The sequence below is a fragment of the Mycobacterium sp. NGS62 genome, from assembly GCF_059812285.1.
In genome coordinates this window covers 592,610-605,063 of the sequence record NZ_JCALCK010000002.1, presented here as the reverse complement: position 1 = coordinate 605,063, position 12,454 = coordinate 592,610, and the positions used below count along the sequence as shown (strand labels likewise).

Sequence of the window (12,454 nt, the reverse complement as noted above, 5' to 3'; positions counted from 1 at the left end):
CATGGAAACCTACGACCTCGCAATCATCGGAACCGGTTCGGGCAACAGCGTTCTCGATGAACGCTATGCCGGCAAACGAGTCGCGATCTGCGAACAGGGCGTCTTCGGCGGCACTTGCCTCAACGTCGGATGCATCCCGACCAAGATGTTCGTCTACGCTGCCGAGGTTGCCCAAACAATCCGCGGCGCAGCGCGTTACGGTATCGACGCGCATATCGAGGGTGTGCGCTGGGATGACATCGTGTCCCGCATCTTTGGTCGCATCGACCCGATCGGGGTCAGCGGGGAGGATTATCGACGCGCCTCCCCCAATGTCGACGTGTACGGGCGTCACACGCGTTTCGGCCCGGTCCAGCCCGACGGTCGTTATCTGCTGCGCACCGACGACGGCGACGAGTTCACCGCCGACCAAGTGGTGATCGCCGCAGGATCACGGCCGGTTGCTCCGCCTGCGGTCCTCGAGTGCGGCGTCCAATACCACACCAGCGACACGATCATGCGGATCGCCGAGTTGCCCGAGCACCTCGTGATCATCGGCGGCGGTTTCGTGGCAGCCGAATTCGCGCACATCTTCTCGGCGCTCGGCGTTCGGATCACGCTGGTGATCCGGGGCGGCACGCTGCTGCGGCACTTGGATGACACGCTGTCCGAGCGCTTCACCCGCATCGCCTCGACCAAATGGGAACTCCGCACCCATCGCAACGTCGTCGACGCCAGTCATGACGGCTCGGGCATCGTGCTCGAACTCGACGACGGCTCCACGCTGAGCGCCGACGCGGTATTGGTGGCCACCGGGCGGATACCCAATGGGGATCTGCTCGACGCCGAGCAGGCCGGGATCGACGTTGTGCACAGCCGCATAGCGGTCGACGAATACCAACGGACCTCCGCCCGTAATGTTTTCGCACTCGGTGATATCTCCTCCCCGTATGAGCTCAAGCATGTGGCCAATCACGAGGCGCGCGTCGTGCAGCACAACCTGCTGTGCGACTGGGAAGACACCGAGGCGATGATGGCCACCGACCACCGCTACGTGCCCTCGGCGGTGTTCACCGATCCGCAGGTCGCCAGTGTGGGTATGACCGAGAACCAGGCTGTTGCAAAGGGTTTCGACGTGTCGGTCAAGGTGCAGGACTACGGCGACGTCGCCTACGGCTGGGCGATGGAGGACACCACCGGCATTGTCAAGCTCGTCGCCGAATGCGGTAGCGGGCGGCTACTGGGTGCCCACATCATGGGCCACCAGGCGTCCTCGATCATCCAGCCACTGATCCAGGCAATGAGTTTCGGGCTGACCGCCCATCAAATGGCCCGCGGCCAATACTGGATTCATCCGGCGCTGCCCGAGGTGGTGGAGAACGCGCTACTCGGACTGAGCTGACGGCGGCCGGTCGTTCGACTGGCATGCGGGGCACAGGCCGTGCAAGGTCAGACCGGCCCGCTCGGACAGGGTGAACGAACTGCCTTCCATCGCATGCTCGAGCGCCGAACTCAGCTGTTGCGCGGGCACCTCGATGATCGAGCCGCACCGGGTGCACACCGCGTGATGGTGTGGGTCTTCGGCCAGCCCATAAGTGGTGACCCCGCCCTCGAGGGTCAGAGCGTGCAGCACACCCTGCTCGACCAAGGTGGTCACCGTCCGATAGATCGTCGCCAGGTCCGGCGGCTGTTCACCGGCCGGCAAACATTGGCGCAGCTGTTGGTCGATCTCGGCCACCGACAAATGACCGTGAACCGGCTCCAGCACGGCCAACACCGCAATCCGGGACGCCATCCGCCGCAGCCCATGTGCGCGCAGCAACTCGCCGATCCGCTCGGTGACCGTCGGATCCAACGCGGATGGCTTGGTCACTTCTCCAGTATGCGCGCACCTGATGGCCGAATCGCGCCAATGAACAGGATCGGGGGCCCGGGAAGCTGCCAGACTGAGGTCCGTGGCTGATTTGTCGCGCGACGACCCGCTGCGCCCGGCTTCGCCGCGCTTGCGATCGCCGCGTTCCATCTGCGACGTGCTGCCCGCCGCTGCTGCGCTGCTGTCAGCGCCGGAAGCGGTCGACGCGTTGGGGATCACCGAAACGGTGGGCGACGTGCGCCGCATCGCCGTCATTCTGGTCGACGGGATGGGCTGGCATCTGCTGCCGGAGCTGGCGGGCAGCGCTCCGCTGCTCGCGTCGATCCTGGCCGGCGAGGACGGACGGCTCCAGGAACTGACGTGCACGTTCCCGTCGACGACACCGACCAGCCTGGTCTCGTTGGGCACGGGAGTCCCGCCGGGCCGGCACGGCGTTTTGGGCTTCACCGTCAAGCTGCCCGCCACCGACCGAGTGCTGCACCATATCTTTTGGCGCGACGACCCACCGCCCGCGCAGTGGCAGCCCGTCCCGACGTGGTTCGAACGGCTCGCCGCGGCGGGTATCAGCGCGCGGGCGGTGCTGCCGGCCGCGTTCATCGGCAGCGGCCTCACCGAAGCGGCCTACCGCGGCGCGGACTTCCGTCCGGCGAACCCGGGCGATGACTACGCGCAGCGGGTGGCCGACGAGCTGGCGGCAGGACCGGGGCTGGTCTATGGCTACACCGCCGCCCTCGACACTGCCGCGCACGTATTCGGGATCGGTTCACCGGAATGGCATAGCGCCGCCGCTTACGTCGACGCGCTGCTCACGCGGCTGGTCGAGGCGCTGCCGGCAGATGCGGCGCTGCTGATCACGGCCGACCACGGCGGACTGAACATCCCGGCGGACGCGCGAATCGACCTCGGGACCGACGCGCAGCTGGCTGCCGGAGTACGGGTGGCGGCCGGCGATCCGCGGGTGCGCTACCTCCATACCGTCGCCGGCGCGGCGCCCGACGTCATCGCGGCGTGGAGCGAGATACTGGCCGGGCGCGCCGAGGTGCGCAGCCGCGAAAATGCGGTTGCGGCAGGCTTGTTCGGGCCAGTGGACGGCGATCACCTCAACAGGATCGGCGATGTCGTCGTCACCTGCACCGGTGATACGGCGGTGCTGGCCACCGGTTTTGAGCCGCCGGAAGTGGCACAGCTGGTGGGATTCCACGGCGCTGCCACGGCGGCCGAGCTGGCGATCCCGCTGATCACCTACCGGCGTTGAGCGAGGACGCAATTCCAGCGTTGCTACGGAATTCCACTAAATTCCACCATATTCCACTTGCAAATGATTTGCATTATTACTGCAAATCGTCTGCATGTCGCTTGCTGGTGGATTAACGTCGTGAGCGGCCGGGGTTTTCTTCTTGTGCGGAGAGGACACGACATGGCCGGCGCTGCATTTGGTCAGCAGCAATCGTCGTGGTCGAGGTTGCGAAACGCCTTGACGCCAGACGAGTGGCTACGTCTGTGCGCCATGTTCGCAGTGATCGTCGCGCTGCATCTGGTCGGTTGGTGCACGCTGGTGCTCGTCGTCGAACCGGCGCACTTTTCGGTCGGCGACAAGGCGTTCGGTATCGGCATCGGTCTGACGGCCTACACCCTGGGGCTGCGGCACGCCTTTGACGCCGACCACATCGCGGCGATCGACAACACCACCCGCAAGCTGATGAACGACGGGCAGCGCCCGTTGGCCGTCGGCTTCTTCTTCTCGCTGGGCCACTCCTCTGTCGTCTTCGGGCTGGCACTGCTGCTGGCATTCGGCGTCAAAGCAATCGTTGGGCCGGTCAGGCAGGATTCGTCGGCGCTGCACCACTACACCGGCCTGATCGGCACGACGGTCTCGGGCGTGTTCTTGTACCTGATCGCCGTCATCAACGTGGTTATCCTGGTGGGGATCCTGCGGGTGTTCGTCCAGATGCGCCGCGGGGTCTACGACGAGGACGAGCTGGAAGAACAGCTGAACAACCGCGGATTGCTCAACCGGTTCCTTGGTCGCTTCACCAAATCGATTACGGCGTCCTGGCATATGTATCCAGTGGGCCTGTTGTTCGGGCTGGGCTTCGACACCGCCACCGAGGTCGCGCTGCTGGTGCTGGCCGGCACCAGCGCCGCGGCCGGCCTGCCCTGGTACGCCATTCTGTGTCTGCCGGTGCTGTTCACCGCCGGAATGTGCTTGTTGGACACCATCGATGGTTCGTTCATGAACTTCGCCTATGGCTGGGCCTTTTCGAATCCGGTGCGCAAGGTGTACTACAACATCACCATCACCGGGCTGTCCGTGGCGGTTGCCCTGCTCATCGGCAGCGTCGAACTGCTTGGCCTATTCGTCGATCAATTCGGTTGGGGCGGCCCATTTTGGGATTGGGTCGGCGGGCTGAACCTCAACGCCGTCGGCTTTGTCATTGTCGGGCTGTTCGTGGCGACATGGGTTGTCGCTCTGATGGTCTGGCGTTATGGCCGTATCGAGGAGAAGTGGGCCGTGCAGGCCGAACGCGTCGGCTGAAACGCGTCGAGAAGTCGGCTTGGGTTGATATCAGGCCGCGTTCACCGCCCGGCCAGGAGCGGGTAGCCAATGCTACCCACGATCAGTGCAGCTTGGCCCGCGCATGGGTCGAACTGTGATTTTCAGCTCGGACATGACCGTCCGAGTCCGCAACATTCGACGACCGTAACGATCTCGATTCGGTCCAGGCACGATGCCTGCTGTCTCAACGCATGCATTGGGCCAATTTTCAGGCACGCCTGTGCAAATACGGGTGTGCGCTGCCTGCATGCGCCCAGGGATGGACTAGTCCACCGGGGCGATCTGGTATTCGAAGGAGCAGTCCATGTCATTCGTCAACATCGTACCCGAAGCGCTGTCCGCAGCGGCCATTAATCTGCAATCTGTCGGCTCGGTGGTGAGCGCCCAGAATGCCGCAGCGGCGGCACCGACCACGGCACTCATCCCCGCCGCCGCCGACGAGGTATCAGCGCTGACTGCAGCACAATTCGCCGCTCACGCTCAGATGTATCAATTGGTCAGCGCGCAAGCCAACGCCATCCACCACGCGTTCGTGACGATGCTGGCGGCCAGCTCGGGGTCTTACGCGGCCACCGAGACAGCTAACGCCGTCGCCGCGAGTTGAGGAGCGATGCAATGGATTTCGCAGCCCTACCACCAGAAATCAACTCCGCCCGCATGTACGTCGGGGCCGGCGCCGGCCCATTGTTGGCGGCTGCCACCACGTGGGACAACCTATCCGCCGAATTGACCTCTGCGACCGCAGATTACGGGTCGGCGGTCACCAATCTGGCCACCGGACCATGGCGCGGGCCGGCATCGGCGTCGATGGCCGCCGCCGCCGCTCCGTATGTGGCGTGGATGGGTAGCGCCGCGGCCCAGGCGCAACTGACGGCCATCCAAGCCAAGGCTGCCGCGGGCGCTTACGAAGTCGCGTTCGCCATGACGGTGCCCCCGCCGGTGATCGCCGCCAATCGCGCGCTGTTGGCGTCGTTGGTCGCGACCAACTTCCTCGGCCAGAACACGCCGGCGATCGCGGCCACCGAAGCGCACTACGCCGAGATGTGGGCGCAAGACGCCGCGGCGATGTACGGCTATGCCGGATCGTCGGCGGCCGCATCGGCGTTGGCGCCGTTCACCGAACCGCCGGTGACCACGACGACCACCGGTCCGGTCCTGCAGGCCGCGGCGGTTACCCAAGCCACCGGAACGGCAACCGTCGCAGGCACTCAGACGGCTCTTTCGCAGTTGACGACCACCATCCCGCAGACACTGCAGGGCCTCTCCTCCCCGGCGTCGTCGACGTTGGGCTCGGGTTTCCTGGGCTCTTTGTTCCCCGATGGCCTGTTTGGTTCGGAGGGCCTGGGGCTGAACGATAATTTCTGGAACACCATCTTCTCGTCCGGGTTCTACATGCCGGGGAACTTCTTGGGCACCATGACCGATTTCGCCGCGATGGCGGGCGTCGGTGGCGCTGCGGAGGCAGCCGAGGGGGCGGCGACTGGAGGCGCGGCCGCCGCCGAAGGGCTCGGCGGTGCATTGGCGGGCCCGCTCGGTGGACTCGGCGGAGTAGCGGCCGGTTTGGGTCAGGCAGGCTCGATCGGACCATTGTCGGTGCCGTCGAGTTGGACCGCCATGTCGCCGATTGCCACCGGGGCCACCGCATTGCCGGGCATCGCCCAGGGCATCCCACCGGGCGGTGTGGCAGGCGGTCCGGGAAGCCTCCTGGGCGGGATGCCGCTCGCAGGTGCGAATGGACACGGGCTGAATGGTGCCGCGCCCCGATACGGGTTCCGCCCGAGTGTGATGGCGCACCCGCCGGCCGCCGGATAGCGCCGGCCCCGTCGCAACGCTGCTGAACCCCGCTGCGCGCTGTTACAGTTGAGACACTGTGAAATTCAGCGTCGCACGCCGACCGTCACGGTCGCAGTCGGCCATCGCCATTGCCGCGGTGGTATGCGTGCTGGCCGCTGTCCTCGGATGCTGGCTGCTGCGGTTAGAGCGCGCCGTGCCGGACACCCCGCCTTCGGCAACCGCGTCGAGCGCTGCCCATGTTGACCACGCGCAGTTGGGACACGCCTCCGCGCCGGCAAGTCATACGGCATTCAAGTCCGCGGGACTACACCGCGATCGCCCACCGGCCCAATTGCGGGTGATACCGGCGTCGCAGACCTCGCCGGTGTCAACGCCGATCGTGTGGTCCTGGCCGGGCGGCACGTGCGCCCGTGCACCCGCATCGGGTCATTCCGGACAGGATCTCTTAACTCAGTTCTGCATCACGCGGCAGTGACCGATTCGGCGCCGAGCCGTCGAGCCATGCCATGGCGGCCGATGAGCGCCGACCCACGCCATCCGCGGGGTATCAGCTTTCGACGCTGACCTCGGCGCCATAGCCCGCGACTCAGTTCTGAACCGCGTAGCAGCGCGTCCACGGTACGAGCACCGCAGTGGCCGATGGGTCTGTCTCCGTCACAATGTCCGTTCTTCTTCAGGAGAAGTCCATGTCTTCACTGTCTTCAATCAGCAGCAAATCAGGCATTCCCGCCGATCCGATCGCGGCGCTTCACGGAGGTGCATAGCGATGGACTATGGAATGTTGCCGCCCGAAATCAACTCCGCCCGGATGTATTCCGGGGCCGGCGCCGGGCCGATGCTGGCCGCAGCATCGGCCTGGGACGAACTGGCCGCCGAGCTCGGCTCGGCGTCGCTCGCCTACTCCTCGGTGATCTCCGGGCTGACCGCCGCATCGTGGTCGGGCCCATCGTCGGGGGCGATGGCAGCCGCGGCCGCACCGTACGCGGGGTGGCTGCAGGCCACCGCTGCCCAGGCCGAAGAAACCGCCAACCAGGCCCGGGCGGCCGTCGGTGCCTATGAAACCGCGTTCGCGATGACAGTGCCGCCGCCGCTCATCGCCGCCAACCGCGCTCAGCTGATGACGCTGCTTGCCACCAATGTCCTGGGACAAAACGCGCCGGCGATCGCCGCGACTGAGGCTCAGTACGACGCGATGTGGGCTCAGGATGCTGCCGCCATGTACGGCTACGCCGGCTCGTCAGCGGCGGCCTCGCAGTTGAGTCCGTTCAGCCAGCCGCCGCCGACCACCAGTGGCCCGGCCGCTATTCAAGCCGCAACGCCGCACGCGCTGGCGGGACTGGCATCGCCGTCGTCGTCGGCGACGTCGTCGTCGCTGCATTCGCTGTCGCTGCTGAACTCACTTACCGTTCCCGCCAGACTCGCGACGTATCCCTTGACGTTTTTGATGCGAGGTCTCGGGTTCGCGAAAACAGGCACCGCGTCGGCTATCGCCGCCCCGGCGGCCGTCACCGCCGCCAACTCGGCGCTGGGCGGCTGGGCCGGTTCGGCCCCAAGCGCGATTGGCTCGGCCACCACGGCACTGGGCAGCAGCGGGTCTAGCGTCTCGGCGAGCCTGGGCAGGGCCACCGCCATCGGCCCGCTGTCCGTGCCGCAGCTCTGGGCAGGGCCGACGACAAGCCCGGCGGCCGCGACATTGCCGGGCGCCGGCGTCGGGGTGCCCGGGACGAGTGGACTGTCCGGCATGCCGTTGATGCCGATAACGCATATGGCCGGGCGCTCAGCTGGCGGTGCAACGCCGCAATACGACCTGCGTCCCACCGTGATTCCGCGTTCGCCCTCAGCCGGATGAACCCAACCTTTCAGGAGACGATCTCAATGCAAGATTTCATCGCCAGCTACAGCTATGTCGCCGTGTTTGTGCTCATGACAGCCGAATCGGCGTGCATCCCCATTCCGTCGGAGCTGGTCATGCTCTTCGGCGGGGCGTTGGCCGCCCAGGCGTTACCCGGCGCCGGCCCCAGCCTCGTCCTCATCGTGGCGGCCGGCGTCGCGGGCAACGCGGTCGGCAGCTATCTGGCGTGGTCGCTCGGACGCTATGGCGGCCAAGCCGTTTGGCATCGCTGGGGCAGCCGCGTGTGGCTGCGCGGTCACGACCTGCACCGCGCCGAGCGCTGGTTCGCGCGTTACGGCGGCGCCGCGGTTTTCCTCGGGCGGCTGCTGCCCGCGGTGCGCACATTCATTTCACTGCCGGCGGGGATCTCGGCCATGCCGCCGCTGCGGTTCGGCGTCTATACCGTTGCCGGCTGCATCCCCTGGACCGCGGCGCTTGCCGGGGCCGGCTATGCGCTCGACCGCGACTGGCAGAAAGTTGCCGATGCCCTGCACGGGCCGGCTTGTGCAATAGGCGGTGTCGTCGGTGTGCTCTGCGCGGCTGCGGCGGTGGTGTTTTTCGTTCGACACCGCGAACGGCTGACCGAGTCGACTACACCGGGGTGACGTAGGCGGCGCTGATGCCGCCGTCGACCAGAAACGCCGAGGCCGTGATGAACGAGGCGTCGTCGCTGGCCAGGAATGCAGCGGCGGCGGCGATTTCGGGTGCTTCAGCGAAGCGGCCCATCGGCACGTGCACCAACCGGCGCGCGGCGCGCTCTGGGTCCTTGGCGAAAAGCTCCTGCAGCAGCGGAGTGTTCACCGGGCCCGGGCACAGCGCGTTGACCCGGATGCCCTGCCGGGCGAACTGCACCCCGAGCTCACGTGACATCGCCACCACGCCGCCCTTGGAGGCGGTGTAGGAGATCTGCGACGTCGCCGAGCCCATCACCGCAACGAACGAGGCGACATTGACAATCGAGCCGCTTCCCGCGGGCACCATGTGGCGCAACGCCGCCCGGCAACACAGGTAGACCGATGTCAGGTTGACGTCTTGCACCCGCTGCCACACGGGCAGCTCGGTGTTCTCGATCAGCTCGTCTTCAGGCGGTGAGATGCCGGCGTTGTTGACCGCGATGTCGACCGAGCCGTAGGTTGCCGCCGCAGTGTCGAACAGTGCGTTGACGGCGGCTTCGTCGGAAACGTCCACCGGCACAAACAAACCGGCCAAGTCGTCGGCGGCCTGTGCGCCGGCCCGCCGATCGATGTCGCCGACGACGATCGTGGCCCCTTCGGCGTGCAGCCGCTGCGCGGTGGCCAGACCGATGCCGCCGGCGGCGCCGGTGACCACGGCGATTTTGCCGGCCAGCCGCCGGTTCAGATCCGTGCTCATTTGCTCACGCTCGCATACGCGCGGGCCGCGTCGACGATCGCCGTGAACAGCCGCAGGTCATCGAGGCTTTCCTCGGGATGCCATTGCACGGCGAGTACAAAAGCATCACCGGGCAACTCCAGGGCCTCGATCACGCCGTCGACGTCCCAGGCGCTGACGACCAGTCCGTCGCCGACGTCGCCGATGGCCTGGTGGTGATAGCAGCGCACGTCGGCCGACTCCCCCAGCAATCCCGCCAACCGGGTGCCGGCCACGGTGCGCACCGTCAGCGTGGTGAACACCGCGTTGCCGGCCCGGTGGCCGCTGTGCCCGATGACGTCGGGCAGGTGCTGATGCAGCGTTCCGCCGAGCGCGACGTTGAGCACCTGCGCGCCCCGGCAGATCCCCAGCACCGGCAGCGCGCGCCGCAGCGCTCCACGCAGCAGGGTGAATTCCCAGGCGTCGCGTTGCCGGCCGGGCTCGTCGGTGGCCGGATGCGGTTGCTGGCCGTAGGCGGCGGGATCGACGTCCTTGCCGCCGGTGATCACCAAAGCGTCGAGTCCGTCGAGTACCCGCTCGGCGATGTCGACATCCACCGGCTGGGGCGGCAGCAGCGTCGCCACGCCGCCGGCTCGCGTGATGCCCTCAAAGTAGACGGCCGGCAAAAAACTGGCCACCACATCCCAAATGCCGGTCTGGGCCTGATCCAGATAGGTGGTCATCCCGATCATCGGGGGTCGCGAGGTGTGCACGTCACCACCGTAGGCCGATGCCGCGGCCGCGGTCGGTCACCAGGTGCTGGTACGCAGGACGATCTCGGCGGCCAGCTGCGCAGTGGAATCTTGCGCGTTGCGGCGCCCCAGCAACTCCACCACGCGGTAATCCCCGTAGACGAACCGCTGGCTGGCGCGGGCCACCGCCTGCGCTGCAGGCGAGCTGACCAGCGCGGTGGTGTTGATTTCCACCGGTGGGCAGTCTCGGTCGCGGATGACCCCGGCGACGTCGGGCGCCCGCGGATGCCCGCGATCGACGACGATCAGACCGGTGAAGCGGTCCAGCCTGGTGGCCGCGAGCTCCCAGGCCAGTTCGCCGCCGATGCGATCGCCTACCAGCACGCCCCAGTCGATATCGAGCACGTCGAGAATGCCGACGACGGACTTGGCGGTCAGCCGTTGGTCCGGGCCGATCACAAGCGTCCGCAGCGACGCGGTGTGCAGGCGTTCACAGAGCGGGTCGTAGGCAGCCAGAGCCCGCTGGGCCGCGCCGAGCACCACGACGACCGAGCCCCGTTCCGGGCCCGCGATATTGACCTCGATCGGGAATCCGTCGATGGTGGTCATCATCGTCGAGGGCACTTTCGCAAGCTACAGCCATTGCCCTCGGCGCGTGGCGTTTCTGCACTGTCTCTCAGATGGATATCAGGTGAACTGATGTCTAATAGCTGCCCCGGCGGTCGCGGTGCCTCAGAACACTTGCGCTAGCGCAGTTTTGACAACGGTTCGCTAATCGCGCAGGCCCGCAACGACAGTCGGGCGCGACGGCGGACCGTTGTCGAGTAGACCGATGATCGCGTCGATGTCGACGTGCGCCGCCAACAAATCGGCCATCAGGTCCAGCTGGCCGTCGCGGCGGGCCGCCACATCCACATCGTCAGCCACAACGAAACCATTCCGGCCCGCCGCGGCGGCCGCAGCAGTCAACCACTTTCGCCGAAACTCGTCGTTGTCGAACAGGCCATGCCAGTGGGTGCCGTACACATGGTCGCGTCGATAACCCTGCGGTGATCCGTCCGCGTCAAACCAGGCCGCTTCGGCGCAGCGGGCGACCCGGCCGTGGTGGATCTCGTAGCCGTTCAGCGGACCCTGCCACCGACGCAGCACCTTCTTGGTCTCGAACACGATGTCGGCGTCGAGCAGACTCAGCCCGTCGACGCGCCCGGACCGGGTCTCCACCCGGTCGTCGATCGAGCGGCACAGCATCTGGAAACCGCCGCAGATACCCAGTACCGGCCGGCCGGATTCGGCATGCGCTGCGATCGCCCGGTCCAGGCCACGCGCGCGCAACCAGCGCAGATCGTCGACCGTGGCTTTGCTGCCCGGCACCACGATCACATCGACGTCGGTCAGGTCGGCAGGCTCACTGACCCAGCGCACCACCACCCCGGGCTCGCAGGCCAGCGCCTCGACGTCGGTGGAGTTGGAGATTCGCGGCAGCCGCAGCGCACCGACGCGAAGCCGGCCCTGCCCGCGCGGCGGTTGCGGTGTGCCCATCACCCGGTGATCCATCACCGAGACGGAATCCTCCGAGTCCATCCATAGTTCCTCGGCGTAGGGCAGGACGCCGTAGGTCGGACGGCCGGTGAGCTCGGCCAGTTGCCGCAGACCGGGTGCCAGCAGCGTGAGGTCGCCGCGGAACTTATTGACGATAAACCCGGCGATCAGCGCTTGGTCGGGCGCGTCGAGTACTGCCACCGTGCCGAACAAATGGGCCAGCAACCCGCCGCGATCGATGTCGCCGACCAGGATCACCGGCAGATGCGCGGCCCGGGCCAGTCCCAGGTTGACCAGATCATTTTCGCGCAGGTTGATTTCTGCAGGCGATCCGGCGCCCTCGCAGATCACGGCGTCGAATTCGGCGCGCAGGCTTGCCAATTCGTCGGCCACCACAGCGGCCAGCTCGTTGCGCTGGGTCCAGTAACCGCTGCCACTGACCGAGCCGGCGACCTGGCCACGGACTACCAGCTGTGAACTGCGGTCGCTGCCGGGTTTGAGCAGGATGGGATTGAACCGGACGCTTGGCGGCAATCCTGCGGCGCGGGCCTGCACGGCCTGCGCCCGACCGATCTCGCCGTTTTCGACGGTGACGGCGGAGTTGTTGGACATGTTCTGCGCTTTGAACGGCGCCACCCGGATGCCCTTGCGGGCCAACAGCCGGCACAGCCCGGCCACCACCATCGATTTCCCGGCGTCGGAGCTGGTGCCCGCGACCAGCAGCGCCCCACTCACGTTCG

General features: G+C 66.8%; 13 protein-coding genes. 8 read left to right on the top strand and 5 right to left on the bottom strand.

Annotated elements, in window-relative coordinates; genetic code table 11:
- The first annotated feature begins 1 nt into the window (after window position 1).
- Window positions 2–1,381 carry a mycothione reductase gene (gene mtr, locus AC5Y49_RS07880; RefSeq protein WP_499885637.1) on the top strand — a complete coding sequence of 460 codons (1,380 nt, stop codon included), beginning with the start codon at window positions 2–4 and terminating at the stop codon, window positions 1,379–1,381.
- Here the strand turns inward: mtr and AC5Y49_RS07875 are convergent.
- Window positions 1,364–1,852: a Fur family transcriptional regulator gene (locus AC5Y49_RS07875; protein ID WP_499885635.1), complete on the bottom strand. Its 489-nt coding sequence runs from the start codon at window positions 1,850–1,852 to the stop codon at window positions 1,364–1,366. The genes mtr and AC5Y49_RS07875 overlap by 18 nt on opposite strands.
- Window positions 1,853–1,934: 82 nt before the next feature.
- On the opposite strand from AC5Y49_RS07875, the gene AC5Y49_RS07870 reads away from it, so the two are divergent.
- The 7 genes from AC5Y49_RS07870 (at window position 1,935) to AC5Y49_RS07840 (ending at window position 8,699) form a co-directional block, all read left to right on the top strand.
- Window positions 1,935–3,107, top strand: a complete 1,173-nt coding sequence (locus AC5Y49_RS07870; RefSeq protein WP_499885633.1) for an alkaline phosphatase family protein — start codon at window positions 1,935–1,937, stop codon at window positions 3,105–3,107.
- Between the two features lie 162 nt (window positions 3,108–3,269).
- A complete protein-coding gene (gene nicT / locus AC5Y49_RS07865) occupies window positions 3,270–4,388 on the top strand; it encodes a Nickel transporter NicT (protein ID WP_499885631.1) in 1,119 nt (372 codons plus the stop codon).
- Between the two features lie 325 nt (window positions 4,389–4,713).
- On the top strand, window positions 4,714–5,013 hold the full coding sequence (locus tag AC5Y49_RS07860; RefSeq protein ID WP_499885629.1) for a PE family protein: 300 nt from the start codon (window positions 4,714–4,716) through the stop codon (window positions 5,011–5,013).
- Window positions 5,014–5,024: 11 nt separating this feature from the next.
- Window positions 5,025–6,221, top strand: a complete 1,197-nt coding sequence (locus tag AC5Y49_RS07855; RefSeq protein ID WP_499885627.1) for a PPE family protein — start codon at window positions 5,025–5,027, stop codon at window positions 6,219–6,221.
- A 58-nt stretch (window positions 6,222–6,279) separates the two neighbouring features.
- Entirely contained in the window at window positions 6,280–6,678 is a 399-nt protein-coding gene (lpqS, locus tag AC5Y49_RS07850) for a putative copper homeostasis (lipo)protein LpqS (protein WP_499885625.1), read from the top strand.
- A gap of 291 nt (window positions 6,679–6,969) precedes the next feature.
- On the top strand, window positions 6,970–8,052 hold the full coding sequence (locus AC5Y49_RS07845) for a PPE family protein (RefSeq protein WP_499885622.1): 1,083 nt from the start codon (window positions 6,970–6,972) through the stop codon (window positions 8,050–8,052).
- Between the two features lie 26 nt (window positions 8,053–8,078).
- Window positions 8,079–8,699 carry a DedA family protein gene (locus AC5Y49_RS07840; protein ID WP_499885620.1) on the top strand — a complete coding sequence of 207 codons (621 nt, stop codon included), beginning with the start codon at window positions 8,079–8,081 and terminating at the stop codon, window positions 8,697–8,699.
- On the opposite strand, the gene AC5Y49_RS07835 is transcribed toward AC5Y49_RS07840, so the two are convergent.
- From AC5Y49_RS07835 to AC5Y49_RS07820, 4 genes are all read right to left on the bottom strand, one after another.
- Window positions 8,686–9,465, bottom strand: a complete 780-nt coding sequence (locus AC5Y49_RS07835) for a 3-oxoacyl-ACP reductase (RefSeq protein WP_499885618.1) — start codon at window positions 9,463–9,465, stop codon at window positions 8,686–8,688. The genes AC5Y49_RS07840 and AC5Y49_RS07835 overlap by 14 nt on opposite strands.
- A complete protein-coding gene (locus AC5Y49_RS07830) occupies window positions 9,462–10,175 on the bottom strand; it encodes a gamma-glutamyl-gamma-aminobutyrate hydrolase family protein (RefSeq protein ID WP_499886324.1) in 714 nt (237 codons plus the stop codon). Before AC5Y49_RS07830 ends, AC5Y49_RS07835 begins: the two co-directional genes overlap by 4 nt.
- Window positions 10,176–10,232: 57 nt before the next feature.
- Window positions 10,233–10,784 (bottom strand): alpha/beta fold hydrolase, encoded by a 552-nt coding sequence (locus AC5Y49_RS07825; RefSeq protein WP_499886322.1) that lies wholly within the window; start codon window positions 10,782–10,784, stop codon window positions 10,233–10,235.
- A 162-nt stretch (window positions 10,785–10,946) separates the two neighbouring features.
- A complete protein-coding gene (locus AC5Y49_RS07820; protein WP_499885616.1) occupies window positions 10,947–12,449 on the bottom strand; it encodes a cobyric acid synthase in 1,503 nt (500 codons plus the stop codon).
- Between the last annotated feature and the right edge of the window lie 5 nt (window positions 12,450–12,454).